20 protein-coding genes and 1 pseudogene are annotated in these 25,178 nt (G+C 70.3%); 14 read left to right on the top strand and 7 right to left on the bottom strand.

The features are described 5' to 3' along the window. Window positions 1-58: 58 nt before the first annotated feature. From HYQ63_RS42440 to HYQ63_RS42420, 5 genes and pseudogenes are all read left to right on the top strand, one after another. Window positions 59-1,075 carry a zinc-dependent alcohol dehydrogenase family protein gene (locus tag HYQ63_RS42440; protein WP_179939355.1) on the top strand — a complete coding sequence of 339 codons (1,017 nt, stop codon included), beginning with the start codon at window positions 59-61 and terminating at the stop codon, window positions 1,073-1,075. A gap of 70 nt (window positions 1,076-1,145) precedes the next feature. Continuing rightward, window positions 1,146-1,811: an SDR family NAD(P)-dependent oxidoreductase gene (locus tag HYQ63_RS42435; RefSeq protein ID WP_179939354.1), complete on the top strand. Its 666-nt coding sequence runs from the start codon at window positions 1,146-1,148 to the stop codon at window positions 1,809-1,811. 207 nt (window positions 1,812-2,018) lie between these two features. Continuing rightward, window positions 2,019-2,369: a cyclophilin-like fold protein gene (locus HYQ63_RS45440; protein ID WP_257232518.1), complete on the top strand. Its 351-nt coding sequence runs from the start codon at window positions 2,019-2,021 to the stop codon at window positions 2,367-2,369. Between the two features lie 94 nt (window positions 2,370-2,463). Further along, window positions 2,464-3,713, top strand: a pseudogene (locus HYQ63_RS42425) (MFS transporter). A 26-nt stretch (window positions 3,714-3,739) separates the two neighbouring features. Further along, window positions 3,740-4,507: a glucose 1-dehydrogenase gene (locus HYQ63_RS42420; protein ID WP_179939352.1), complete on the top strand. Its 768-nt coding sequence runs from the start codon at window positions 3,740-3,742 to the stop codon at window positions 4,505-4,507. A 113-nt stretch (window positions 4,508-4,620) separates the two neighbouring features. Here the strand turns inward: HYQ63_RS42420 and HYQ63_RS42415 are convergent, their stop codons facing one another. Next, window positions 4,621-5,334, bottom strand: coding sequence for an SDR family NAD(P)-dependent oxidoreductase (locus HYQ63_RS42415; RefSeq protein ID WP_306664875.1), 714 nt, complete (start codon window positions 5,332-5,334; stop codon window positions 4,621-4,623). Between the two features lie 184 nt (window positions 5,335-5,518). Here HYQ63_RS42415 and HYQ63_RS42410 point away from each other — a divergent pair, with 184 nt between their 5' ends. Further along, entirely contained in the window at window positions 5,519-5,953 is a 435-nt protein-coding gene (locus HYQ63_RS42410) for a VOC family protein (protein WP_179939350.1), read from the top strand. 6 nt (window positions 5,954-5,959) lie between these two features. Here the strand turns inward: HYQ63_RS42410 and HYQ63_RS42405 are convergent, their stop codons facing one another. Next, window positions 5,960-7,009: a GTP-binding protein gene (locus HYQ63_RS42405; RefSeq protein ID WP_179939349.1), complete on the bottom strand. Its 1,050-nt coding sequence runs from the start codon at window positions 7,007-7,009 to the stop codon at window positions 5,960-5,962. Between the two features lie 461 nt (window positions 7,010-7,470). On the opposite strand from HYQ63_RS42405, the gene HYQ63_RS42400 reads away from it, so the two are divergent. The 3 genes from HYQ63_RS42400 to HYQ63_RS42390 are packed head-to-tail and all read left to right on the top strand — an operon-like array spanning window position 7,471 to window position 11,220. Continuing rightward, window positions 7,471-9,093 carry an amino acid adenylation domain-containing protein gene (locus HYQ63_RS42400; protein WP_218929631.1) on the top strand — a complete coding sequence of 541 codons (1,623 nt, stop codon included), beginning with the start codon at window positions 7,471-7,473 and terminating at the stop codon, window positions 9,091-9,093. Beyond that, the gene (locus HYQ63_RS42395; RefSeq protein ID WP_257232515.1) at window positions 9,090-10,427 is read left to right on the top strand and encodes a hypothetical protein; all 1,338 of its coding nucleotides are present in this window, start codon (window positions 9,090-9,092) and stop codon (window positions 10,425-10,427) included. The genes HYQ63_RS42400 and HYQ63_RS42395 overlap by 4 nt, the downstream gene beginning before the upstream one ends. 25 nt (window positions 10,428-10,452) lie before the next feature. Next, the gene (locus HYQ63_RS42390; RefSeq protein WP_179939348.1) at window positions 10,453-11,220 is read left to right on the top strand and encodes an enoyl-CoA hydratase-related protein; all 768 of its coding nucleotides are present in this window, start codon (window positions 10,453-10,455) and stop codon (window positions 11,218-11,220) included. Window positions 11,221-11,280: 60 nt separating this feature from the next. Here the strand turns inward: HYQ63_RS42390 and HYQ63_RS42385 are convergent, their stop codons facing one another. The 5 genes from HYQ63_RS42385 to HYQ63_RS42365 form a co-directional block, all read right to left on the bottom strand. Beyond that, window positions 11,281-12,288 (bottom strand): aldo/keto reductase, encoded by a 1,008-nt coding sequence (locus HYQ63_RS42385; protein WP_179939347.1) that lies wholly within the window; start codon window positions 12,286-12,288, stop codon window positions 11,281-11,283. A 68-nt stretch (window positions 12,289-12,356) separates the two neighbouring features. Next, a complete protein-coding gene (locus tag HYQ63_RS42380) occupies window positions 12,357-14,906 on the bottom strand; it encodes a beta-L-arabinofuranosidase domain-containing protein (RefSeq protein ID WP_179939346.1) in 2,550 nt (849 codons plus the stop codon). Window positions 14,907-15,012: 106 nt separating this feature from the next. Continuing rightward, entirely contained in the window at window positions 15,013-16,443 is a 1,431-nt protein-coding gene (locus tag HYQ63_RS42375) for an RICIN domain-containing protein (RefSeq protein WP_179939345.1), read from the bottom strand. Next, a complete protein-coding gene (locus HYQ63_RS42370) occupies window positions 16,443-18,326 on the bottom strand; it encodes a family 43 glycosylhydrolase (protein ID WP_179939344.1) in 1,884 nt (627 codons plus the stop codon). The genes HYQ63_RS42375 and HYQ63_RS42370 overlap by 1 nt, the downstream gene beginning before the upstream one ends. A 260-nt stretch (window positions 18,327-18,586) precedes the next feature. Next, window positions 18,587-19,618: a hypothetical protein gene (locus HYQ63_RS42365; protein ID WP_179939343.1), complete on the bottom strand. Its 1,032-nt coding sequence runs from the start codon at window positions 19,616-19,618 to the stop codon at window positions 18,587-18,589. 256 nt (window positions 19,619-19,874) lie between these two features. On the opposite strand from HYQ63_RS42365, the gene HYQ63_RS42360 reads away from it, so the two are divergent. The 5 genes from HYQ63_RS42360 to HYQ63_RS42340 all read left to right on the top strand — a co-directional run bounded on the left by HYQ63_RS42360 (window position 19,875) and on the right by HYQ63_RS42340 (window position 25,178). Then, entirely contained in the window at window positions 19,875-20,987 is a 1,113-nt protein-coding gene (locus tag HYQ63_RS42360; RefSeq protein ID WP_179939342.1) for a MerR family transcriptional regulator, read from the top strand. Window positions 20,988-21,133: 146 nt separating this feature from the next. After that, window positions 21,134-23,071, top strand: coding sequence for a glycoside hydrolase family 127 protein (locus tag HYQ63_RS42355; RefSeq protein ID WP_179939341.1), 1,938 nt, complete (start codon window positions 21,134-21,136; stop codon window positions 23,069-23,071). A 118-nt stretch (window positions 23,072-23,189) separates the two neighbouring features. Further along, window positions 23,190-23,420, top strand: coding sequence for a hypothetical protein (locus HYQ63_RS42350; protein ID WP_179939340.1), 231 nt, complete (start codon window positions 23,190-23,192; stop codon window positions 23,418-23,420). A gap of 162 nt (window positions 23,421-23,582) precedes the next feature. Next, the gene (locus HYQ63_RS42345) at window positions 23,583-24,377 is read left to right on the top strand and encodes an ABC transporter substrate-binding protein (RefSeq protein WP_179939339.1); all 795 of its coding nucleotides are present in this window, start codon (window positions 23,583-23,585) and stop codon (window positions 24,375-24,377) included. Between the two features lie 15 nt (window positions 24,378-24,392). Beyond that, the gene (locus HYQ63_RS42340) at window positions 24,393-25,178 is read left to right on the top strand and encodes an amino acid ABC transporter permease (RefSeq protein WP_179939338.1); all 786 of its coding nucleotides are present in this window, start codon (window positions 24,393-24,395) and stop codon (window positions 25,176-25,178) included.

Genomic DNA, 25,178 nt, shown 5'->3' with positions numbered 1-25,178 from the left:
GTTCGTCCTCGTACCGGCTGCTGCGCACACCAACCCCAGCACCGAAAGAAGCACCCTCATGCGCGGAGCAGTCATCCACGCCCCCGGCGACGTGCGTTTCGAAACCCTGGACGACCCGAAGATCGCCCACCCGACCGACGCGGTCATCCGCACGGTCGCCACCTGCGTGTGCGGTTCGGACCTGTGGCCCTACCGCGGTCTGGAGCCGATCAGCGACCCTCACCCGATGGGGCACGAGTACGTCGGGATCGTCGAGGAGGTCGGCAGCGGGGTCACCTCCGTCAAGCCGGGCCAGTTCGTCGTCGGTTCGTTCGCCACCTCCGACAACACCTGCGCGAACTGCCGCAGCGGCTGGCAGTCCAACTGCCTGCACCGGGAGTTCATGAGCACCTGCCAGGCCGACTACGTCCGCATCCCCAACGCCCACGGCACCCTCGTCGCCACCGACGGCCACCCGGACGGCGAGTTCGTGCCCGGCCTGCTCGCCGTCTCCGACGTGATGGGCACCGGCTGGTACGCCGCCCTCGCCGCCGAGGTCAAGCCCGGCTCCACCGCCGTCGTGGTCGGCGACGGAGCGGTCGGCCTGTGCGGTGTCATCGCCGCCAAGGAACTCGGCGCCGAGCGGATCATCGCCATGAGCCGCCACGCCTCGCGGCAGAAGCTCGCCCTCGAATTCGGCGCCACCGACATCGTCACCGAACGCGGCGACGAAGGTGTCGCCCGTGTCAAGGACCTCACCGGAGGCCTCGGCGCGGACTCGGTCCTGGAGTGCGTCGGCACCCCCGAAGCCATGCAGCAGGCCCTGCACACCGCCCGGCCCGGCGGCAACGTCGGCTTCGTCGGCGTCCCCCACGAGGTGGCGGTCGACGGGCAGGAGCTGTTCTTCTCCCACGTCGGCCTGCGCGGCGGTCCCGCTCCCGTGCGGCGTTACCTGCCAGAGTTGATCGATCTGGTCCTCTCCGGCCGGATCAACCCCGGGAAGGTCTTCGACCTCACCCTCCCCCTGGAGCAGGTCGCCGAGGGCTACCAGGCGATGGACGAGCGCCGCGCCATCAAGACCCTTCTCAAGCCCTGATCCACACGCCCACCGGCGGGGCCGGGCACCTGCCGCCCGGCCTCCGGCTCCCCCTACTGAAGGATCCCTCGTGACCACCGTTGCCATCGTCGGCGCCGGCCCGGGCCTGGGCCTCGCCACCGCCCGCCGCTTCGGCGTCGCCGGCCACAGCGTGGCCCTCATCTCCCGCGGCGCCGAGCACCTCGACGGCCTGGCGGCCGAGCTGGGCCGCGACGGCATTCAGGCCCGCGGCTTCACCGCCGACGTCCTGGATCCCGCCTCCCTCATCGCGGCCCTGGAGACGGCCGCCGACACTCTCGGGCCCGTCGAGGTACTCCAGTACAGCCCCGTGCCCCGGCGCGACTTCATGAAGCCGGTCCTCGACACCCACGCGTCCGACCTCGACGCGCCGCTGGCCTTCTCCGTCAAGGGCCCGGTCACCTGTGTGAACGCCGTCCTGCCCGGCATGCGCGCTCTCGGCCGCGGCACCCTGCTGTTCGTCAACGGCGGCAGCGCCGTACGCCCGCACCCCGAGCGGGCCGGCACCTCGATCGCCTTCGCCGCCGAGAGCGCCTACGCCCGCATGCTGCACGACACCCTCGCCCCGGAGAACATCCACGCCGCCCAGCTGATCATCCCCGGCGCCATCCGGCCCGACGCCGAGCACAGCAGCCCCGACGTCCTCGCCCAGCGCCTGTACGACATGCACACGGACCGGACCAGCTTCCGGCACTACGCCGAGCCACTGTCCGACTGACCCCAGGACGACATCATGCTTCCGTCCGCCCTTCGCGTCCTCACCCGCGCGGTACCAGCCGCCGCAATGCTGCTGACGGTAACCGCGTGCACCGGAGACTCGCCGGCGGCTGTCCCTTCTTCCGCGTCCTCCCCGTCATCCCCCTCCGGGCCCCAGCAGACGCCGACAGCCCAGGCACCCACCGCACCGTCCAGCAGGGACACCGCCATGAACATCCGGCTCACCATCGACGGCCACCCGGTCGACGCCGCCCTGAACGACAGCGCCGCCGCCCGCGACTTCGCCACCCTGCTCCCGCTCAGCCTTGGTCTGGACGACTTCCACCAAACGGAGCGGATCGCTTACCTGGCCCGCAAGCTGGACACCTCCGGAGCGCCTGAGGCAGCCGAGCCTCAGGCCGGTGACCTGGCCTACTACGCGCCCTGGGGCAACCTGGCGCTCTTCTACCGCGACGGCGACTCGCCCTCCACCGGCCTGGTCATCCTCGGCCACGTCGCCGACCGCGACACCGAAAGGCTCGCCACCGCCGACCACGTCACCATCGAAGCCATTTCCTGACCCGGCCGACCGCCGCCCGCCGCCCGCCAAAGAGGTGGCCGCTGCCTGCGTCGGCGCAGCAGCCCCCACTTCACTCAATGGAAAGACCGCATCTATGCCTTCCGGGACCACCCCCGGCAAGCTGCCCTTCGTCGTCTGGGTGCTCGCCGTCGGCACGTTCCTGATGGGAACCACCGAGTTCGTCATCGCCGGCCTGCTGCCGGAGATGGCCAGCGATCTCGGAGTCAGCGTCTCCCACGCCGGCCTGCTGATCACCGCCTTCGCCATCGGCATGATCATCGGTGGGCCGACCATGGCCCTGGCCACGCTGCGCCTGCCACAGCGCCAGACCCTGATCCTGGCCCTGGCCGTCTTCAGCCTCGGCCACGTGGTCGCGGCCGTCAGCACCTCTTTCACGATCGTTCTCATCGCCCGCGTCGTCACCGCCCTGGCCACCGGCGCGTTCTGGGCCGTCGGATTCGTCGTCGCCACCGCCGCCGCAGGCCCCGCGACTCCACCCGCGCGGTCGGCGTCATGATGGGTGGCCTGACCCTGGCCAACGTCATCGGCGTGCCGATCGGCTCCTTCGCCGGCCAGTTCACCGGCTGGCGCGGCCCCTTCTGGGCATTGGCCGCCCTCTCCGCCCTCGCCGCGGCGTTCATCGGCCGCTTCATCCCCGCAACCGGGCAGCGCGCCGAGGTGTCCGTGCGGGCGGAGGTCGGTGCGTTGCGGCAGGTCCGGCTGTGGCTGGCGCTCTCCGCCGCGGTGCTGATCATGGGTGGCGTCCTGGCCACTTACACCTACATCACCCCGCTGCTGACCGACCGCGCCGGCATCCCGGAAGGCGCCGTACCGCTCGTCCTGATCACTTTCGGGGCCGGGGCTCTGGGCGGCACCGCCATCGGCGGCCGCCTGGGCGACCGCCGTCCGATGGCCACCACCATCACCGCCGCGGCCGCCACCGCCCTGACCCTGGCCCTGCTGATCACGCTGTCGGCCAGTCCCGTTACGGCCACCGCCCTGGTGTTCCTCATGGTCCTGGCCGGATTCACCGTCAATCCGGTTGTGACCTCGCTCGCCGTCCGCTTCGCCGGCAACGCACCCACCCTGACCTCGGCGCTGACCACCTCCGCCTACAACACCGGCATCGCCGCCGGATCCGCTGTCGCCGGCATGACCATGGACTCGTCCCTCGGCCTGACCGGACCACCCCTGGTCGGCACCGTCAGCGCGGCGCTCACCCTCCTTCCGCTGCTCGCCCTCGCCTTCAGCGGCACACCCCGCACGGCACGGATCGTCGCCCGGCACACCACCCGGGCCCACGCACAAGACGACGAACACGCACAGGCTCCGGCGCAGCACTGACTCCGCTCTCGATGGGAGAACACAGCATGAACCCCACCTATGACTTCAGCGGCCAGGTCGCCCTCGTCACCGGAGCCGGCTCCGGCATGGGCCTGGCCACCGCCCGCGCCTTCGCCGAAGCGGGCGCCGCCGTCGCCCTCACCGACATCGACGAAGCCACTCTGAACGCAGCCGCGAGGGGACTCACCGACGAAGGTCACCAAGTCCTGGCCCTCACCTGCGACGTCAGCGACGAGGAGCAGGTCGCCGCCGCGGTCGACCGCACCGTCGAGACCTTCGGCCGCCTCGACATGGCCTACAACAACGCCGGAATCCAGATCCCGCCCAGCGACGCCGCCGACGAACCCGCCGAGCGGTTCGACCGCGTCAACGCCATCAACCTCCGCGGTGTGTGGGCCAGCATGAAGCACGAACTGCGCCACATGCGTGCCCAAGGCAGCGGCGCCATCGTCAACTGCTCCTCCCTCGGCGGTCTCGTCGGCATCCCCGGCCGCGCCTCCTACCACGCCTCCAAGCACGGAGTCATCGGCCTGACCACCAGCGCCGCCCTCGAATACGCCCCGCGCGGCATCCGTATCAACGCGGTCTGTCCCGGCACCATCGACACCCCCATGGTCAGCGACATGATCGCCAAGGGAGAGCTGGACCGCGCCGAGGCCGAAGCCAACCAGCCCATCAACCGGCTCGGCACCGCAGACGACATCGCCCAGGCCGTTCTGTGGCTGTGCAGCCCCGGGGCCGGCTTCGTCCTCGGCGTCGCCCTCCCCGTCGATGGCGGCTACGTCGCCCGGTAGCGACCGCCAACGCACGAAGGACACGTCAGGGACACGAGGTCTTGGCGGGACCGTAGCCCGACCCGCGGCCAGCGGGCTTTGCCGAGGAGTCGTGCGCGCGATCCGCGGCGAGGTCAGCCGAGCGCGACCCCCGTGTGGTTTTCCAAGGTTTGGATGACGCGAGCCTGGAACTCTTCGTCCTGCGCGGCGGGGTGTGGTGTCTGCGTCTGCTGGTGGTACCAGTAGCCGCCGGTGGCCGGGGTTACGCCGTGGTGGGTGGCGAGCCACGCTTGTGTCTGGTGTCCGGCGGTGAGGTCGTCCGGTGCGCCGCGACCGCCCATGCGGGTGGGCACCCAGCCGGGGTCGACCGCGTGGCTGGTGGTTCCTTCCCAGCGGGACGCGAGGGCGAGCGCGAGGGTGGTGACCCACAGCTTGGTGTCGTCGTACGAGGCGGGGCCTGCGGCCAGACGTCGCAGGTCGGTGGAGCCGGTGCGGTGCATGGAGCTGCTGAGGTAGATGAGCCTGGCCGGTTTGTCCATCAGCGCCGTCAGCAGGTAGGGCGCCACGGTGTTGACGGTGACCGCTTCTGGCCGGTGCATGACGCCCGCGTTGTGGATGACGGCGTCGAAGCGGCCGAACTCGGCCGCTTGCCGGGCAACGCCATGGATGTCGTCCAGCTCGGCGAGGTCCCCGGTGACGACGCCTTTCCACCAACCGGTGTCATCCGCGTCGGTGAGACTGGCCGGGTTGCGGACATGGATGACCACGTCGTGCCCGTCCCCGGCCAACGCCTTCGCCGTGTTGCGCCCGAGCCCGCTGGACGCCCCGGTTACCAGGACCAGTGCCATGTCAGTCATCTCCTATCTGTGGGGCGGTGAACCGGCCGGGAATGCCCGCCGCACAGGGAGACCGTACGCACATTGCCCCACGCGGGCCACGCCCCGCGGCGTCCGTCTCAGCCGCCGCGACAACTTGCTCGGATCTTCGTCGGGGCGCTGTGCTCGCAGATGCTCCGGGCCGTACCGTGATCGCATGGAACAGCGCATCACGTTGGTCACGCTGGGCGTGTCCGACCTCGCCCGGGCCAAGGCCTTCTACGAGGCCCTGGGCTGGCGGGGGCAGGAAGTCGAGGAGACCGTGTTCTTCCAGGCGGGCGGCCTGGGACTGGTCCTGTGGAGCCGCGACAAGCTGGCGCGGGACTGCGGGCTGGAGCCCGGGCCCGCGGCCGGATTCGGCGGGATCGCCCTGGCGCACAACGTCCGCTCCGAGGCGGAGGTCGACGCCCTGCTGGCTGCGGCGGAGCGGGCCGGTGGGACGATCACCAAGCCCGCGGCCGTCAACGCCATCGGCTTCTACTCCAGCGCCTTCACCGACCCGGACGGCCACGCCTGGGAGGTCGCGTACAACCCCGCGTTCCCGCTCGCCGAGGACGGCTCGGTCACCCTTCCCGACTTCGGGAGCCGGTAGCCGGGCTCACATGCGGTCGCCCTCGTCTTCCTGGTCCACGTAGCGCAGCACTCCCATCATGTGCCGCTCGTCGGCCTCCTCCGGACCGGTCGCGACGCACTCGGTCAGCCGCTTGGTGAGTGTGTCGGCGTCGATGCCGGTGCCGATCATCACCAGCTGGGCGGTGCGGGGCTCCCCGCGCTCCCAGGGCACCGGCTGGAACCGGAGGTACGCGCCGACGGCGTGCAGTCCGTACTTCCGCTGCGGTTCGGCGCCCGCGAAGTGGACGAAGCCCTTGAGGCGGTAGAGGCCCGCGGGCCGGGCGTCGAGGAACTCCATGAACCGGCGCGGGTCCAGCGGCTCGGCCGAGGTGAATTCGACGCTCTCGTACGCGGCGTGGAGATGGCGGCTGTGGTCGTGCTCATCGGCACACACGTCGGCGAACGACAGCTGCCGGAAGCGTTCTTCGGGGGTGTTCCGGGGCTCGTGGTCGAAGAGAATGCCGGGGTCGACGCGGCCGTGCTCGGCGGTGAGGACGGGCAGCCCCGGGGCGATCTCGGCGACGGTGTCCAGGACACGCTGCCGCTCCTCCTCCCCCACCCGGTCGGTCTTGTTGAGCACGATCAGGTCGGCGTCGCGCACATGGCGGTCCAGCTCGGGATGGCGGTCGCGGGTGCTCGGGAACTCGGCGGCGTCCACGACCTCCACCAGGCCGCCGTAGCGGATGCGCTCATTGCCGCTGGACAGCAGCGTACGGATCATGCTCTGCGGCTCGGCCAGACCGCTCGCCTCGATCACGACCACGTCGATGCGCAGCTCCGGATCGGTGAGCCGGTCGAGCATCTCGTCCATTTCGGAGGCGTCCGCGGCGCAGCACAGACAGCCGTTCTCGATGGGGATCATCGAGTCGACCTGCCCGGCGACGGCCATGGCGTCGATGTTGATGCTGCCGAAGTCGTTGACGATGACCCCGACCCGGGTGTCCACGCTGTCGCGCATCAGGTGGTTGAGCATCGTGGTTTTTCCGGAACCCAGGAAACCGGTGATGAGAATGACCGGGATCCGTTGTGTGGCCAAGGCTCTGTCTCCGTGCGGCGGTGCGGGCGGGCCGTTCATGCTATCCGGACGACGGCCCGGGGTGGATCTCGGCCATCGGCGAACGGGATGACATATCGTCAGTTTCGGTGGCGCCGCCCCGCATCTGCCGCTACCAGGTCGGCATCAAGGCCACAAGGCATATCATTCCGCGCGGGCGCACTCTAGTGGGATCCTGGCCAACTTGCGCCCATCGTCCGTCTTCCGTACGCGCCACGCAGGTCCTTAAGCTCTCAAGCAAGCGAGACGGCTGATGGCCACGTGCCACACGATGCGCATGTGACCTGGTCGGCGGCGGCCTGAGCTCCTCACCGAAGCGCCACCTCCGCACCTCATACGGCTCATCACTTTTCACCCTCACCTCCGCACCTGGGCCTTTTGCGCCCGCACCCGGCTCCATCAGCCGAACGATGACCGACTTGTCGAACGAGAGTGGGCGACATATGCGGATACACACCCTGTATCAGGACGCACGACCGGAGTGGCCCGCCGATCCCCTCCGGCACCTCTCCGGCACGGACCGGCGGCTGTTCCAGCGGTTCGGCCAGGGGCCGGTGGCCGCCCCGCCCTGCTCCCTGATCCACCAGGCCATCGAGCGGCACGCCATCGCGTCCCCGCTCGCCGTCGCGGCCGAGCACCTCGGCGAGACGATCACCTACGGGGAGCTGGACCGGCAGGCCGGACGGCTGGCGGCCCGGCTCGCCCGGCTGGGCGTACGCCCCGGTGACCATGTCGCGCTGTTCGTCCGGCGCTCCATCCCCATGCTCGTCGGTCTGCTGGCGACCCTGAAGGCGGGCGCGGCCTATGTGCCGCAGGACGCGGGTCTGGCGCCCCCGGCCCAGCTCGGCCACGTCATCCGTACGGCGTCGATTCGGGTGATCCTGACGACGTCCGGCTACGCGGACCGCATACCGGCGCCGCCCGGCCACACCGTCGTCCCGATCGACACCGCGATGGCCGACTCCTACGACTCCTTCGACTCCTGCGACGGCGAGAGGACCGGACGCCCCTTCGCCCCCGCCCGGCCCGTGACACCGGACGACGGCTGCTATGTGCTGTTCACCTCCGGCACCACGGGAGCGCCCAACGGGGTCACCGTCACCCATCGCAATGTGTGCAACCTCCTGCTCACCGGGCCGGGTGACCTGGGAATGCGGCCCGGGCTGCGGGTGTCCCAGATCCTCAACGTGGCCTTCGACATGGCCGCGTGGGAGATCCTCGGCTGTCTGAGCCACGGCGCCACCCTCGTCATCCGCGGCGCCGACATCGCCGAGACCGTGCGCCGGGTGGACGTGGTCATCGCGACCCCCACCGTGCTCAGCACGGTCGACCCGGAGCTGTGCGGGCAGATCAAGGTCGCGGCCGTCGCCGGCGAGCCGTGTCCGCGCGGGCTCGCCGACCGCTGGGCCCGGGTCTGCACCTTCTACAACGCGTGCGGGCCGACCGAGACCACCATCGTCAACACCATGCAGCGCCATGACCCGGCGGCACTGCGGCTGACCATCGGACGGCCGACCCCCAACAACACCGTGTACGTCCTGGACGCCGAGCGGCGCCCGTGTGCCATCGGCGAGACCGGCGAAATGTGGGCCGGTGGCGACTGCGTGTCGGCGGGTTATCTGCACAATCCGCGGCTCACCGCGGAACGGTACGCGCCCGACCCGTTCCTCGGCGGCGGGCGGCTGATGTTCCGCACCCGCGACCTGGGCCGCTGGACGCCCGACGGCGAGCTGGAGCATCTGGGCCGCACGGACGACCAGGTCAAGGTGCGGGGCTTCCGGGTCGAACTGGACTCCGTATCGGCCGTCCTCGAAGCGGTACCCGGCTGCGTCCGCGCGGTGACGCTCAAGCTGGACGACCGCAGTCTGGTGTCCTTCGCCGCCCCGCTGCGGGTCGACCCCGAGACGGCGCGACAGGCCGTGGCCCGGGCCCTCCCCTACTACTGCGTGCCGGTGGCCGTCCACACCCTCCCCGCGCTGCCGCTCACCAGCCGCGGAAAGGTCGACAAGTCGGCCCTGCTGCGGCTGGCCGCCGAGCGCCGCACGGCCGGTGAGGTGGCGTCGTGACCACACCCCGCGTCGTGACCACACCCCGCGCCGAAGCGCCGCAGCGCACCGCGGACCTGCCGCTGCCGCCCCGGACACCGGGGGTGCGCGGGCTGCTGAAGCATCCGCGCCTGATGCACTACAACCGCCTCATCGCCCTGGTCCTCGCGGTCAACCTGGCGTTCCTGCTGTCCCGTTCGGGCGATGGCCTGACGCCTCGTACGCTCTCCGACGCGGCGCTCGTCAACTTCGCGGTCGCCATCGTCATCCGCCAGCAGTACGTCATCAATCTGCTCTTCCGCATCGCCACCGCGGCGCCCACCAGTTGGCCGCTGAGGATCCGGTGGACGCTGGCGAAGGTCTACCACTTCGGCGGGATGCACGTCGGCGGCGCCCTCGCGGGCACGCTCTGGTTCCTCGCCCTGGTGGCCTCGCTGACCCGGCACGCCGCCCCGGCCGCGACGCTCGCCGTCTCGTACGCCCTGGTCGTCCTGCTGATCGGGATCACGGCCACGGCGCTGCCGCCCTTCCGGGCGCGGTTCCACGACCACTTCGAGAAGACGCACCGCTTCGGCGGCTGGGCGGCGCTCGCGCTCTTCTGGGCGCAGACCGTGCTGACCACGCTCGACGCGCCCGGCGAGGGGGCCGCCGCCGGGCGGCTGCTGGCGGCGCCGGGCGTCTGGGTGCTGGCCGTGATCACCTTCAGTGTCGCGCTGCCGTGGCTGCGGCTGCGCCGGGTGCCGGTGGCCGTCGAACGCCCCTCCGCCCATGTGGCGCTCGCCCGTTTCAACCACGGGGTGACGCCCTTCGCCGGGTCCTCGACGGCGATCAGCCGCAGCCCGCTGCGGGAGTGGCACTCGTTCGCCAATGTGCCCGCGCCGGGCGAGTCGGGGTTCCGGCTCACCATCTCCCGGGCCGGGGACTGGACCGGGAAGTTCATCGACGACGCACCGTCCCGGGTGTGGCTGAAGGGCATCACCACCGCGGGCGTGGCCAACATCGAGACCCTGTTCCGCAAGGTGGTCTACGTGGCCACCGGCAGCGGTATCGGTCCCTGCCTCCCCCACCTGCTGGCCCAGGAGGTCCCGGCGCGGCTGGTGTGGGCGACCCGGAACCCCCGGACGACCTACGGCGACGCCCTGGTGGACGAGATCCTGGCCGTCCAGCCCGACGCGGTCATCTGGGACACCTCCGAACACGGCAAGCCCGACATGGTCCGGCTCGCCCACGCCGCGTACGCGGACTTCGGGGCCGAGGCCGTCATCTGCATCTCCAACAAGAAGCTCACCTGGCAGGTGGTCCACGGCCTGGAGTGCCGCGGGATCCCCGCGTACGGCGCCATCTGGGACTCGTAGACCGACCCCCGGAAAGGGAGACACCGTGAACTTCATCAAGATCGAGCGAGATGAGCGCGTCGTCACCGTGACGCTGCACCGCCCCGAGGTGCTCAACGCGCTCAGCAGCGGTCTGCTGGCCGAACTGGTCGAGGTGCTGCGGCCGCTGGACCGCGACCCCGGGACCGGCTGCTTCGTGATCACCGGCTCGGAGCGGGCGTTCGCGGCGGGCGCCGACATCAAGGAGATGGAGCCCAAGACGTCCGTCGAGATGTTCGCCGAGGACTACTTCGCGGGCTGGGACGCCTTCGCCGCGTTGCGCACCCCCAAGATCGCTGCGGTGTCCGGCTACGCCCTGGGCGGCGGCTGCGAGCTGGCGATGATGTGCGACATCATCCTGGCCGGAGAATCGGCCACGTTCGGTCAGCCGGAGATCAAACTGGGCGTGATCCCGGGCATCGGCGGCACCCAGCGGCTGACGAAACTGGTCGGAAAGGCCAAGGCGATGGACCTGATCCTGACCGGGCGCACCATGGGCGCGCAGGAGGCGGAGCGCGCCGGGCTGGTCTCCCGGGTGGTCCCCGACGAGCGGCTGACGGCGGAGGCGGCGGCCATGGCCGCGACCGTCGCCTCCTACGGCAAACCGGCCGCCATGGCGGCGCGCGAGGCGGTGGAACGGGCGCTGGAGGTGGGGCTGCGCGAGGGGCTGCTGTTCGAACGGCGCTCCTTCCACGCGCTGTTCGCCACCGAGGACCAGTCCGAGGGGATGGCCGCGTTCCGTGAGAAGCGCGCTCCGCGTTTCACCGGCCGCTGAGGCTCGCCCGTCCCCGCTCCCGGTGCAGGAAGCCCGGGAGCGGGGACGGGAAGCACCCGGTCAGGGAATCTCGACGCCCGCCTCGGCGGACAGGCGGTCGATCTCGGCCAGCTCGGCGTCGCTGAAGCCGGGCGAGTCCAGGACCGCGATGTTCTGCTCCAGCTGGGCGACGCTGCTCGCGCCGATCAGCACGGAGACCACCCGCGGATCCCGCAGCACCCAGGCGAGCGCCAGCTGGGCGAGGGTCTGGCCGCGCTCCCCGGCGATCTTGTTGAGGGCGTGCAGCAGCGTCAGGCGCTCCTCGGTGAGCGCGTCGCGCTTGAGGAAGTGGCCGAGCGCCATGCGGGAGTCCGCGGGCACACCGTTGAGATAGCGGTCGGTGAGCTGGCCCTGCGCGAGCGGCGAGAAGGCGATGACGCCGGCACCGGCCGCGGCGGAGGCCTCCAGCACCCCGCCCTCGACCCCGCGCTGGAGCATCGAGTACGGATGCTGGTTGATCAGGTACGGGGTGCGCAGGTCCTTCAGGATCGCGGCCGCCTCCGCGATGGCCTCCGGCGGGTAGTTCGACAGCCCGGCGTAGAGGGCCTTGCCCTGCCGTACGGCGCTGTCGAGCGCGCCCATCGTCTCTTCGAGCGGGGTGTCCGGGTCGAAGCGGTGGGAGTAGAACACGTCGACGTAGTCCAGGCCCATGCGGGTCAGCGACTGGTCGAGGCTGGACAGCATGTACTTGCGCGAGCCCCACTCGCCGTACGGCCCGGGCCACATCAGGTATCCGGCCTTGCTCGCGATGAACAGCTCGTCGCGGTAGGGGCGGAAGTCCTGGGCGAAGACCGTGCCGAAGTTGCTCTCGGCGCTGCCGGGCGGTGGCCCGTAGTTGTTGGCCAGGTCGATGTGGGTGACGCCGAGGTCGAAGGCGCGGCGCAGCACGGCGCGCTGGGTCTCGAGCGGATGGGTGTCGCCGAAGTTGTGCCACAGGCCGAGCGAGACCTTCGGCAGCAGCACACCGCTGCGCCCGCAGCGCTGGTACTGCATGGAGTCGTAGCGGTTCTCCGCCGCGAGGTGGGCCATGTACGTCGTCCTTGTCCATGCCGATCGGTTCGGGGGCGGGCGGGCCGTGGCCCGCCCGCCCGAGCTTGTCAGCTTTCTGCCAGGGTGGCGACCTCATTCGCGCTGAGTGTCCGGCCGTACACGCGGAAGTCGTCGAACGCGGCCCTGAGGTACGGGTCCGGGTACTGCGACTTGCCGAGGTACGCGGCGCGGATGTGGTTGCCGAAGTGGACCGGCTCGACGGTGACGCGGGTGTTGCGGCCGACCTCGCGCCCGCCGACGTAGAGGACGGCGGTGCCGCTGCCGTAGGCGACGGCGACGTGGGTCCACTGACCGGTGGGCAGCGGCGCGGCCTCGATGCGCTGCTCGGCGCCGCCTCCGCCCGCGGTGATGGCGAAGCGCAGCTTCCCGGAGTCGGCGATCGGGGTGAGGAACATGTTGGCGGTGACGCCGGTGCCGATGTCGAAGATCCGGGTCCACTGGGCGGGGGTGCCATCCAGCCGGACCCAGGTGGCGACCGTGTACGCGGTGGCGCCCGCGAGGAGGTCGTCGGCGAGGGTCACGTACCCGTTGGTGCCGTTCAGCGCGACGGCACCGCCGCTCCTGCCCGTGGTCCAGGTGGCGCCGCCGGTGAGCCGGGCGGTCTTGCCGCGGCCGGTGGCGTCGGCGGCGGCGGTGCCGGAGGTCTCGTCGAAGCGGTACCAGGCGGCGAAGGCGGGCGGCGGGGTGGGTGGCTGCCCGGTCAGCCAGTACACGTTGTAGCGCTGGTGGTGGATGCGGGCGATGGGCAGCAGGGTGACGCTCTGCCCGTCCGCGGTGGCGGTGAAGCGCATCGGGCTGGGGGCCTGCTGGACCACGGAGTCCTGCTTGAGGCGCGGCATGGTCATGCCGGTGCGGTCGCCGTACGCCCCGGCCAGCACGACGGGCCCGTACAGCACGGCCTGGATGTCGGGGTCGTCGGGGGTGGGGTCGAGCCGCAGCTTCATCGGCAGGGTCACCTCGACCCGGTCGCCGGTCTTCCACTGACGGTCGATGATCAGCCAGCTGCCGGGTTTCGGCTGGTCGGGGAGGGTGGTGCCGTTGAGGGTGGCGCGGGTCCCGGAGGCCCACGAGGGGATCCGGACGCGCAGTTCCAGGGAGGCCGCGCCGGAGCTGACGGTGAGGGTGGTGGTCTGCTGGTCGGGGAAGCCGGTGGTCTGGCGCCAGGTGATGCCCTTCTCCTGCCAGCGCAGCTCGGAGGGGATGAAGAGGTTCACCAGGAGGCTGCGGTCGCCGCGGGTGTAGATGGTGTCGGCGAACTTGGCGTGGGTCTCCATGCCGCTGCCGTGGTCGCAGGAGAAGTTGTCGTAGTCGGTGGAGTACTGGTTCGGGTCGGGGCCCATGAAGGACGGCTGCTGTTTGAAGGAGCCGGGGGCGAGACCCGTGTAGTAGATGTTGAAGCCGTGGGCCGAGTCGGGGTCCTGCTCGCCGAGCATCTGGTTGAAGAGAGTGCGCTCGTAGTAGTCGAGCAGGTCGGTGCGCTCGGGCGCGTGGAAGTGGATCAGCCGGGCGAGCTTGAGCATGTTGTACGAATTACAGTTCTCGCAGCAACTGCCGCTGAGCTGGGCGGCGATGGCGTCGGGTTCGTGGAAGGCCTCGCCGTTGCTGTTGCCGCCGATGACGTACGTGTGGTGGTCGGTGACGATCTTCCAGAAGTTCTCGCCGATGGTGCGGTAGCGGCTGTCAAGACCCTCTTCCCACAGCCGCAGGGCGCCGACCATCTTGGGAATCTGGGTGTTGGCGTGGAGTCCGGCGAGCCGGTCCTCGTTCCGGCTGAGCGGGTCGAAGACGCGGGCGTGGGTGAAGCGCTCGGCGACCCTCAGCCACCGGCTGTCGCCGGTGATCGCGTGCAGGTCGGCGAGGACGTCGTTCATGCCGCCGTACTCGGTCTCCAGGACGCGCTGCATCTGGTCGTAGCTGAGCCTCGCCGTGCGGGTGTCGACCCAGGCGGCCTGGCGCAGCACGGTCTCCAGGGCCTCGGCGTTGCCCGCGAGCCGGTACTGGTCGACCAGTCCGGCCATGATCTTGTGGATGGTGTAGTACGGCGCCCATACCCCGGTACCGGCCTCCAGCCGGTCGAAGAAGTTCTCGGGGAACGCCGACAGATAGCCCGCCCGGTAGCCGGCCGCCGGGGATTTCGCCTGGCAGGCGGCGAGCGCGGAGACCAGCTTGCGGCTCTTGTCGAGGAGCGCCGTGTCGCCGGTGTTGGCGTAGGTCAGGGCGAGGCCGGAGAGGAGGTGGCCGGTGCTGTGGCCGCGCAGTTCGGTGGTCGGGCTCTCCCAGCCGCCGCAGGGCTTGGCGCTGCTGGCGATGCCGACGTTGAGGCGGAAGGTGTGCAGCAGCCGGTCGATGTCGACGAAGCGCAGATAGGCGGTGTTGCGGGACTGGTTGTCCTTGAAGGCGCCGGGGAGCAGGGTCACGGCGGTGAGTGGGAAGGGCCGGACGCTCGTCAGCGCCCGGGGCTTCCGCGGGGCCGCGGCCGGGGCGGCGCCGGGCGTGGCCGCCGCCGCGGTGCCACCGGCGGCCGCGGTGAGCACCACGGCCGCGGCCCCGGAGGCAGTGGTGGCGATGAAGTGCCGTCTGTCGACTGGTTCGTTCATGACTCTCCTCACGGAGGTTCGAAATTACGAACAATGTCCGACATCGTGCGCACGTGAAGCTACCGGCGCCTCCGGGGATGTCAACAGCGCCGCGCCGACCGAAGGTTCAGCCGCGCAGCCACTGCTGGTTGGCGCCGCCCGTGCAGCTCCACTGGATGACGGCGGCCTTGTCGGCCGTGGAGGAGTCGGCCACGTCCAGGCACTTGCCGCTGGAGCGGGCGGTGAGCCGGACGTAGCCGCTGCCCGCGTCCGTGACCTTCCACTGCTGGTTCGCGCCCGTGCCGCAGGCCGACTGGACGACCGCCGCGCCGTCGGCGGTGGAGCCGCCGGCCACGGTGAGGCACTGGGAGCTGTGCCGTGCGATCAGCTGGACGTATCCGTCACCCGTGCTTCTGGACCAGAACAGCTGGTTGCCGCCGCCGTTGCAGGTGTACTGCACGGTCGCCGTGCCGTCGGTCTGCGCTGCGGAGAGGATGTCGGCGCACTTGCCGCTGTGCCGGGCCTTCAGCGGGGCGTACGGGCCGCCGGAGCCGGTCACGGTGCCCGCCGCGGTGTCGATGGTCAGCTGCGGATACCAGTCCATGGTCATGGTGGTCGCGGTGGGGAAGTTCAGCGGCAGCCACACATAGCGCGAGTCGTTGACCTTGCCGCCGAAGGAGTTGCCCCAGCGGTCGCCCAGGTACAGGTACGAGGTCGCCTGGGTGCCCTGCACCGGCAGGACGTACGCGGTCTGCGAGCCGTAGGCGGTGGCGTCGCCCACGTTGCGCATCGCGCTCCAGGGACCGGCCAGGCTGGTGGCGGTGGCGTACTGCTGCTGGTTGGGGTTCCAGCCGGTGGCGCCGGAGGTCAGCATGAAGTACACGTTGCCGCGCTTGAAGAGGGCCGGGGCCTCGCGGTGGCCGCCGGGCCAGGGATTGGCCACCAGGCTCGCCACCGCGGTGTAGTCGTCGGTCAGCCGGTAGATGTGCAGGTCGTAGTTCTCCCGGGCGGCCGAGATCATGTAGCCGGTGCCGTCGCTGTCCTTGAACACGGTGATGTCGCGCGACATGTGCTGGTCCAGCGGACGGAAACTGCCCCGCCAGGTGTAGTCGCCGTCGACGGTGGCGGAGGTGGCGACGGCCGCGCGCGCCTCGCTGTAGTCGCTGCCGTTCTCCTTGTGCATCCACATCACGAACTGCTTGGTGCGCTCGTTGTAGATGACCTTGGGCCGCTCGATGTTGGCGGTGGCCAGCTCGGGATCCGTGGCCTCGGTGAGGACGTGGCGGCGGAACTCCCAGCTCTTGAGGTCCGTGGAGCGATAGGCGGACACATAGCGGAAGGTGTTGTCCGCGTTGCGGTTCTCGCCGAACCAGTAGTAGTACGCGCCGACTTTGAGCACTCCGCCGCCGTGCGCGTGCACCGCCTCTCCCGATGTGGTGGTGAACTGCGTCGCGTTGACGATGGTGGCGGGGGCCGCCTGCGCCGTACCGGCGGCCGTCAGCGGGGCCAGCAGCCCGAGGACGGCGGCCACGGCGAGGGCCCACAGACGTCCCCGCATCACACGCTCTCCTTCAGGACGGTGAAGTGGCGGGCGAAGCCGGAGAGTCCCGGCAACTGCCGGATGGGGGTCCAGGTCCGGAAACCGTCGAGGCTGTCGCTGTAGTAGTACTTCTTCTCGGCGTAGCCGTCGAAGTAGATCCGCCAGCCGCCGCCTGCCAGCGGCACCAGCGCCGGCCCCTCGCGCCAACTGCCCCAGCCCGCCCAGTCGCCGGTGCCGCGAAGGGTGTAGGGGCCGCCGAGGCTGGTGGCGGTCGCGTACTCGATGTACTTCGTCGTCTCCTGCTTGGTGAAGGCGTGGTACTGCCCGCCGTGGCGGACCACAAAGGTGTCGATGTAGTTCGCCTTGTCCAGGCCGGTGAGCGGCTTCGGGGTGGTCCAGGACGAGAGCGAGGCGCTGGTGGCGGTGAGCAGATGCGGCCGGAAGATGTAATCCGGTGTGGCGGTGGTGTCGAGCGACACGATGATGTTGACGCTGCCGCCTGCGTCGACGAAGAACTCGGGCGCCCAGGTGCGCTCGACCCCGGCGAGCGGCAGCGTGTGGTTGCGGACGAAGGTCCAGTTGGCCCGGTCCCGGCTGCGCGCGAAACCGATCGTGTTCCCGGTCCAGTTGGTGGTGTAGACGATGTAGTAGTAGCCGTCGGTGTGCTTGATGATGCTGGGGTCGCGGATCAGTTCCGCAGGCGGGGTGAACGCCGGTCCCTTGAGCAGCGTGTAGGTGAGCGCGTCCGGCGACTCGTACACGTACATGTTGGATTCGCTGCTGTTGGTGAAGGCGGTCATGGTGTAGCGGGTGGCGGCCGTGGTGTCCGGAGCGGGCCCGTCGGCCACGGGGACGCCGAAGTCCGGGGTGCCGTCGGCCTTCCAGCCGAGGGTCTGGATGCGGGTGTGCCGGTTGGGGTCGTTCAGCGGGTCGCCGGTGATGTCCTTGTACTGGCGGGCGTGGTAGACGAGGACATCGGTGCGGCCGTCCTCGGCGACGGTGAAGGAGTTGTGGCCCGGGCCGTACTGCTTGGTGGTGTCGTTGCTGGTGAAAACCGGCTGGGGGCTCTTCTTCCAGGAGGCGGCGACCAGCGGGTCGCTGTCCGCGGAGGCGGTGAGCAGCCCCATGCAGTAGTTGGCGTCGGTGGCGCTGGCGGAGTAGGTGAGGAACAGCCTGCCGTTCTTCTCCAGGACGGACGGGCCCTCGTTGACCTTGTAGCCGCGGGTCTCCCAGTCGTAGGTCGGACGGGAGATCTCCACCTGCGGCCCGGTGATGGTCCAGGGGTTGGCCATCTTGGCGATGTAGATGCTGGAGTTGTTGCCGACGTCCGGGTTGCTCTGGGCCCAGGTGAGATAGCGGGTGCCGCGGTGGACGAAGGTGGAGGCGTCCAGCGAGAACGAGTCGATCGGGGTGGCGATGCGGCCCTTCTCGGTCCAGGTCCCGGCGAAGGGATTGGCGCTCGCGTTCTCCAGCACCCACATCCGGATCTTCCAGACGTCGCCCGCGGGCGCGGACGCGAAGTAGACGTACCACTTGCCGTCGATGAAGTGGATTTCCGGAGCCCAGATGTGGGCGCCCATGTCACCGCTGGTGTGCTTCTTCCAGATCACCGACTCGGACGCGGTGGCCAGGCCCCGCAGGGTTCTGGAGCGGCGCAGGATGATGCGGTCGTACTCGGGGGCGGTGGCGGTGAAGTAGTAGTAGCCGTCGGTGTGCTTGAAGATGTGCGGATCGGCGCGGTTGCGGACCAGCGGATTGACGTACCGGGCGGCCCTGGCGGCCGTCTCCCGCGCGGAAGGGGTGGCGGCCTCGGCGAGGCCGGGGGTTCCTGCGACCGCTCCCAGGGCCAGGGCACCCATCAGGACCCGTCTGCGGCTGGGCTGTCCGTCGCTGCGGCTCATCGTCGCTCTCCTGCTGTCTCGGGCGGGCTGGTCCGGGTGAGCGGAGCCGCCGAGACACCAGCGGCCGGCAGTGCGGGCAGCACTGCCGGCGCGCTGAGGCGTCCATGGGCATGCGGGGGCATCAGGGGCTCCTGCGCTCTCCATTGATCAACCGTGTTTGTTGATCGAATTTGTTCGGAGATTAAGGGTTCTGATGACTTTCAACAGCCCCTGAGGCAGGTGCGAAAGTTTCGAAAACCGTGGAGCCCCCGGAGTGCGGCTCAGACGAACGTCTGGCGCTGGAGCCAGAGGTCCCTGGCGGGCCCGTTGCCCTGGAGGAACACGTAGAGCAGGTTCTCCTCGTTGGCAATGGGGACGCTGATACCGGCGGAGCCGATGACGCCGCCGAGGGACTGGAAGCCGGTGTAGGTGTTGCCGTTCTCCGTGGTCTGGACGGCGACCCACAGGGCGTTGTCGGTGGCCTTGATGAACACGTTGACCCGGCCGTCCTGGCCCAGGCCGCAGGTGGGGCGCCACACGATCTGGGCGCCCAGACTCACGGCGGTGCCGAACGTGTCGTAGTCGTCGTTCTGCCCGACGCGCCGGACGGAGCCGTCGACGCCCCGGAAGAAGATCTGCACCCTGCCTGCCGCGTCCAGGCACACCGAGGGGCGGCTGGTCACGTTGGTGGCGCTGAGGAAGTAGGACTCCCAGGTGGGGGAGTTCGCGGTCGTTTGCTGGATGGTGTAGAGCGTTTCGCCGCTGCCCTTGACCGCCACCACGATCCGCCCTCCCCCGTCGAGGATGGGCGACGGCGTGGCGAAGATGGCGTTACCCAGCGACGTCGCGGCGGTGTACGTCTCGTACTGGAGATCCTGGTTGCGCAGGAACCACAGGGCGTTGTCGGTGCCGGGGAAGAACACATAGATGCGGCCGTCGGCGCCGAGCGCCGCGGCCGGATCGTCCCCGATGCCGGTGGCCAGGATCTGGGGCGCTCCGTACCCGGAGTTGATGGAGGTCTGGGTGATGACCTCCAGGTTGTTGCCCGGGGTGCGGTAGAAGACCCGCACCTTGCCGTCCTTCCCGCGGATCGGTGCGGGGATGCCGTCGACTGCCAGGCCCGGGTACTGCTGCCAGGGCCCCCACCCGCCGCTGCGGGTCTCGAGTCTGCTCCAGAGGACGTTCAACCCGCCCCGGATGAAGACTTGGATCCGGTCATCGGCCTGGGCCACCGGCGCGGGCTCGGAGTGGATGCCGCCTTCCAGGTTGATCCAGGTGCCCCACACGGTTCCGGGCGTGGTGGAAACGGACATGGGTCCTCCCTCACCTCGTGGCTGCCACGAGTCTGTGCGGATGTCCCGTCAGTTCCCGCGCTAATCACAACGAATGCCTGAAGAAGGCTAAATGAAAGTATATGACTGATAAATATAAATAGGCGCGATATATGAGTGTGAATGTGATCTCTGATTGGTCTTCGTTGGCCTAGGTTGACCTCGGTTGACCTTCTCCGAGGGGGAAGCTCCAGCATCGTGGTGGCCGGGCGAGGTGCCCGGCGCGAGGAGGGCGAGCATGGGACTGCTGACGATCGGCGCGTTCGCGAGGGCATCGAGGCTGTCCCCCAAGGCGCTGCGCCTGTACGACGAACTCGGGCTGCTGCCGCCCGCCCGCGTCGACCCGCACTCCGGCTACCGCCTCTACGACCCGGCGCAGCTGGAGCGGGCCCGGCTGGTGGCCTGGCTGCGCCGCCTGGGGATGCCGCTGGCCCGGATCCGTACCGTGTGCGAGCTGGACCCGGGCGCGGCGGCGCGGGAGGTCCGCGCGTACTGGGCGCAGGTCGAGGCCGATACGGCGGCCCGGCGCGACCTGGCCGCCTTCCTCGTCGACCAGCTGTCACAGTTGTCGCAGCTGTCACAGCTGTCCGGAAAGGACAACGCCATGTCTTCTTCCCACGGCACCCAGGGAGTTCGCTACGCGGTGCTCTCCGACCGGGGCTCGGTCCGCGAGAGCAACGAGGACTCCGGGTACGCCGGTCCGCATCTGCTCGCCGTCGCCGACGGCTTCGGCGGCAGCCGTCATGCGAGCGAGGCGGCCATCGAGGCGCTCAAGCCGCTGGAGTCCGAGGTCCCGGGGGCCGAGCTGCTGAGCGCCCTGGAGGACGCGGCGCACCGGGCGCACGCCTCGGTGTGCGAGCTGGCCGCGTCCGACCCCGCGCTGCGCGGGGTCGGGACGACGCTGACCGCGCTGGTGTGGTCGGGGTCCCGGCTGGGGCTGGTGCACATCGGCGATTCGCGGGCGTATCTGCTGCGCGACGGCGAGCTGTTCCAGATCACCCACGACCACACCGTGGTGCGGTCGCTGCTCGACGAGGGGCGCATCACGGCGGCGGAGGCCGTGTCCCATCCCCAAAGGGCACTGCTGCTGCGGGCCGTGGGCGGTGGTGCGGCGTTCGAGCCCGATCTGGCGCTGCGGGACGCCCTGGCGGGTGACCGGTATCTGCTGTGCTCGGACGGGCTCAGCGGTGTGGTGTCCGCGGAGGAGATCCGGCGCGTACTGGGCTCGGTGGCCGATCCCGGGGAGGCGGCGCTCGAACTCATCGCCCTCGCCAACCGCGCGGGCGGGCCCGACAACGTCACGTGCGGCGTGGCCCATGTGGTGGACGGGGCGGAGCTGCCCGCCGCCTGACGTCCCGTCGCCTCCTGACACGAACCACGGTCGCCCCTCCTGACTCCGGCGCCGAAGTGCAGTGGAATGGCCCACATGGCGCGTGCGGCTCGCCAGGCCGTGGAAGGCATGGCCGCCACGGAACGTACGGGGTAAGGGGTAGGCAGATGTCCGTAGGACCGATCCGGCTCTCGCAGGATGCGCACACCGCTCTCCGGCCGCCCGTCATGGCCAGGATCACCGGAGGGTTCTGGGCCGCGAAGCGGCGCGTCAACGCCGAGGTCAGCGTTCCGCAGGGGCCGGGGAGACTGGAGGAGGCGGGCAATCTCGCCAATCTGCGGGCCGCCGCGGGAACGGCGGAGGAGGGGTTCACCGGCGACTTCCCGTTCCAGGACTCCGATGTGCACAAGTGGCTGGAGGCCGCGTCCTGGCAGCTCGCCGAGGAGCCCGGCGGACCGGCCGCCGAGAAGCTGGCCGGGCAAGTGGCGTGGCTGGCGGCCCTGGTGTCGGACGCTCAGGACGCGGACGGCTATGTGCAGACGTACTACCAGGTCCGACCAGGCGCCCGGCGGTGGTCGGAGCTGCACTGGGGACACGAGCTGTACTGCGCGGGTCATCTCCTCCAGGCCGCCGTCGCGCACCGGCGGTCCACCGGTGAGGACGGGCTGCTCGACGTGGCGGTGCGGTTCGCCGATCACATCGACGCGGTCTTCGGCCCGGACAAGGCCGTGGACGCGGTGTGCGGGCATCCGGAGATCGAGACGGCACTGGTCGAGCTGTACCGGGAGACCGGCGAGCGGCGCTATCTCGATCTGGCCGGGTACTTCGTGGAACGGCGCGGACAGGGCACCCTGGGAGACGGCGGGACGGACGGCGGCCCGCGCCCCGGGGCGCCCTACTGGCAGGACCACGTCCCGGTGCGGGACGCGAGGGCGGTCGCCGGGCATGCGGTGCGCCAGCTGTATCTGCTGGCCGGGGCCGCGGACCTGGCGGCCGAGACCGGCGACCGGGAGCTGCGGGACGCACTGGTGCGGCTGTGGGAGGACATGGTCGCCACCAAGACCTACCTCACGGGCGGCGTGGGCTCCCGGCACGATCTGGAGTCCTTCGGCGACCCCTACGAACTCCCGCCGGACCGGGCGTACGCGGAGACCTGCGCGGCCATCGCCTCCATCCAGTTCAGCTGGCGGATGGCGCTGCTCACGGGGGATGCCCGCTACAGCGACCTGATCGAACGCACCCTGTTCAACGGCTTCGCGTCCGGCGTCTCCCTGGACGGCGAGCGCTGGCTGTACGTGAATCCGCTCCAGGTCCGCGACAGCCGTACGGAGGGCCGTACGGAGTCCCACGGCGACCAGGAGGCGCGGCGGACGCCCTGGTTCCGCTGCGCCTGCTGCCCGCCCAACGTGATGCGGCTGCTGGCGTCGCTGCCGCACTACATGGCGAGCGGTGACGGCGAGGGCCTTCAGCTGCACCAGTACGCGTCGGGGGTGTACGCGGCGGGCGGCGGAACGGTGCGGGTGGGCACCGGCTACCCGTGGGAAGGCCGGATCGCGGTGGTCGTGGACGAGGCTCCCGCGGAGGCGGACTGGACGCTGTCGCTGCGCATCCCGCACTGGGCCGACCGGTACGAGGCGACGGTTGGCGGCGAGGCGGTGACGGAGCGCGCGCAGCGGGGCTGGCTGCGGCTGCGGCGCCGCTGGCGGCCGGGCGAGACCGTGGTCCTCACCCTGCCGCTGGCGCCCCGGCTGACCCGCCCCGATCCACGGGTGGACGCGGTGCGCGGCTGCACCGCGATCGAGCACGGACCGCTGGTGTACTGCCTGGAGCAGCCGGATCAGCCCGCCGGGCTGCGGCTGGACGGCATCACGCTCGACACGGGCACCGAGCTGGTCGCCGAGCACCGGCCGCAGCTGCTGGGCGGAGTGACCGTGATCATGGCCCGGGCGCTGCGCCGGGCGGCCCCGGACGGCGGCTGGTGGCCGTACCCGGGCGCCGGGGGCGACATCGGTGGCGTGGGCGACCCGGTGCGTGTCACCGCGATCCCCTATTACGCCTGGGCGAACCGGGAGGCCGGACCGATGCGCGTCTGGATCCCCTCGTGAGCCTTGTGGCCTCGTGAGCCTTGTGAGCCGCCGGAACTCGGCGGGCGTCCCGCACGTTTCTCGCTCCAGGAACACGCTTTCATGCCCGAGCGGCACACCGGCGGACGGGAGGTGCCCCTTGAGCACCGGATCCACAGACCCCGGGGACGACGCGGACGACTGGGACGACCTCGTTCTCGACGAGGACTTCGTCCGGGGTGCCGAGGTCACCGAGCCCGCCGCGCGCACGCGCATGCTGACCGCGCGCTGGCGGCGGCGCGGCGCGCCCGAGCCCCAGCCCTGGCGGGCGGACGAGCCGCCGGCCGGCTGGTTCTGGAGCAAGCGCCGCAGGCGGCGACGGCGGCGCTAGCGGGGTCATCCGTGGGGTCATCCGTATCGAGGGCCCCGCGGCCGTTATGCGCTCGCAACGCACACGGCGGGGTCAAGGCGGCACGGAGAGTGGCAGGATGCGGGCCGACGCACTGATCACGTGTCCCGTGGGGTCGTTCACCGACCACGTCCCGGAGGTGCCGTGTCCGCTCGCTCCGCGCTGCCCGCCATAGCCACTGCCGCAGCTGCCGCCCTGCTCATCGGCTGTACCAGCACCGAACCGTCGGCCTCCGGCGGCCCGGACATCAGCCTGGTGAAGTCCGGCAAGCTGACCACCTGCACCCATCTGCCCTATCCGCCCTTCCAGTCCCGGCAGGGCAAGAAGATCGTCGGCTTCGACGTGGATCTGGTCGATCTCGTCGCCTCGGAGCTGAAGGTGAAGCAGGAGATCGTGGACACGCCCTTCGAGGGCATCCAGTCCGGTGAGGACCTCAACACCAGCACCTGCGACGTCGCCGCGGCCGGGATGACGATCACTGCCGTCCGCGAGAAGAACCTGGACTTCTCCCGCCCCTACTTCGAAGCCACCCAGGCGCTGCTCACCCGGAAGGGCAAGCCGTACCGGACCCTCGCCGACCTCAAGGGCAAGCGGCTGGCGGTCCAGCAGGGGACCACCGGGGAGACGTACGCCCAGAAGCGGGCCGTGGGCGCCACGCTGGTGCAATTCGAGGACCTCGGGCTGCTGGTGTCCGCGGTCAAGACCGGACAGGTCGCGGCGGGCATCAACGACAACGGGGTGCTGTACGACTTCGTCAAGGACAACCCGGACACCGAGGTGACGGCCGAGTTCAGCACCGGGGAGAAGTACGGCATCGCCGTACGCACCGGCAACGACGCCCTGCGCAAGAAGATCAACCAAGTGCTGGCCGACGCGAAGAAGGACGGCCGCTACGACACGATCTACCGGAAGTGGTTCGGCACCGCGCCAAGGAGCTGAGGAGTCCACACCGTGATGGCAATGACCCGTCGGCGGCGGGCCCGGGCGGTACGGACGGTGCAGTACGCCGTGCTCGCCGCCGTGTTGCTCGTCGTCGCCCTGGCCGCGGACTGGGGTGAACTGCGCCGCGCGTTCTTCGACGCGGGCGTCGCCCGGTCCCTGTTACCCGACATCCTCACCACCGCCCTGGTCAACACCGTCGTCTACACCCTGCTCGGCTTCGGGTTCGGGCTCCTGGCCGGGCTCGTGCTGGCGCTGATGCGGCTCTCGCAGGTGCCGCCGTACCGCTGGCTGTCGGTGGCGTACATCGAGTTCTTCCGCGGCGTTCCGGCGCTGCTGGTGTTCATCGCGCTCGGCTTCGGGGTGCCGCTCGCCTTCCAGGTGGCGCTGGACCGCTATGTCACGGTCATGCTGGCGCTCGGCCTGGTCGGGGCCGCGTACATGGCGGAGACGATCCGCGCGGGCATCCGGGCCGTGCCCAAGGGGCAGATGGAAGCGGCGCGTTCGCTCGGCATGTCCCACGGCCGGGCGATGGTCTCGATCATCATTCCGCAGGCGTTCCGGATCGTGCTGCCGCCGCTGACCAACGAACTGATCCTGCTGACCAAGGACTCGTCCCTGGTGTATCTGCTCGGGCTCTCCCTGGACCAGTACGAACTGTCCAAGTTCGGCCGGGACGCGCTCAATCAGCACCGCAGTCTCACCCCGATCCTGGTCGCCGGGCTGTGCTACCTGCTGATCACCGTTCCGCTGGGCCAGCTGGTCCGGTGGCTGGAGGCCCGTACGGCGAAGGCGAGGTGA

Origin of the sequence: Streptomyces sp. Rer75, assembly GCF_013414305.1 — a bacterium.
Classification (GTDB): domain Bacteria; phylum Actinomycetota; class Actinomycetes; order Streptomycetales; family Streptomycetaceae; genus Streptomyces; species Streptomyces himastatinicus.
Note: the sequence above shows the minus strand (reverse complement) of the source record. Positions and strands in the feature narration are given on the sequence as shown.

Excerpts from the sequence above, each read along its gene's own strand:
- HYQ63_RS42420 (WP_179939352.1), top strand. The coding sequence starts at position 3,740 with ATGAACCCCACCTATGACTTCAGCGGCCAGGTCGCCCTCGTCACCGGA.
- HYQ63_RS42410 (WP_179939350.1), top strand. The coding sequence starts at position 5,519 with ATGGAACAGCGCATCACGTTGGTCACGCTGGGCGTGTCCGACCTCGCC.
- HYQ63_RS42385 (WP_179939347.1), bottom strand. The coding sequence starts at position 12,288 with ATGGCCCACCTCGCGGCGGAGAACCGCTACGACTCCATGCAGTACCAG.
- HYQ63_RS42400 (WP_218929631.1), top strand. The coding sequence starts at position 7,471 with ATGCGGATACACACCCTGTATCAGGACGCACGACCGGAGTGGCCCGCC.
- HYQ63_RS42375 (WP_179939345.1), bottom strand. The coding sequence starts at position 16,443 with ATGCGGGGACGTCTGTGGGCCCTCGCCGTGGCCGCCGTCCTCGGGCTG.
- HYQ63_RS42370 (WP_179939344.1), bottom strand. The coding sequence starts at position 18,326 with ATGAGCCGCAGCGACGGACAGCCCAGCCGCAGACGGGTCCTGATGGGT.
- HYQ63_RS42360 (WP_179939342.1), top strand. The coding sequence starts at position 19,875 with ATGGGACTGCTGACGATCGGCGCGTTCGCGAGGGCATCGAGGCTGTCC.
- HYQ63_RS42355 (WP_179939341.1), top strand. The coding sequence starts at position 21,134 with ATGTCCGTAGGACCGATCCGGCTCTCGCAGGATGCGCACACCGCTCTC.
- HYQ63_RS42365 (WP_179939343.1), bottom strand. The coding sequence starts at position 19,618 with ATGTCCGTTTCCACCACGCCCGGAACCGTGTGGGGCACCTGGATCAAC.
- HYQ63_RS45440 (WP_257232518.1), top strand. The coding sequence starts at position 2,019 with ATGAACATCCGGCTCACCATCGACGGCCACCCGGTCGACGCCGCCCTG.
- HYQ63_RS42380 (WP_179939346.1), bottom strand. The coding sequence starts at position 14,906 with ATGAACGAACCAGTCGACAGACGGCACTTCATCGCCACCACTGCCTCC.
- HYQ63_RS42340 (WP_179939338.1), top strand. The coding sequence starts at position 24,393 with ATGGCAATGACCCGTCGGCGGCGGGCCCGGGCGGTACGGACGGTGCAG.
- HYQ63_RS42415 (WP_306664875.1), bottom strand. The coding sequence starts at position 5,334 with ATGGCACTGGTCCTGGTAACCGGGGCGTCCAGCGGGCTCGGGCGCAAC.
- HYQ63_RS42440 (WP_179939355.1), top strand. The coding sequence starts at position 59 with ATGCGCGGAGCAGTCATCCACGCCCCCGGCGACGTGCGTTTCGAAACC.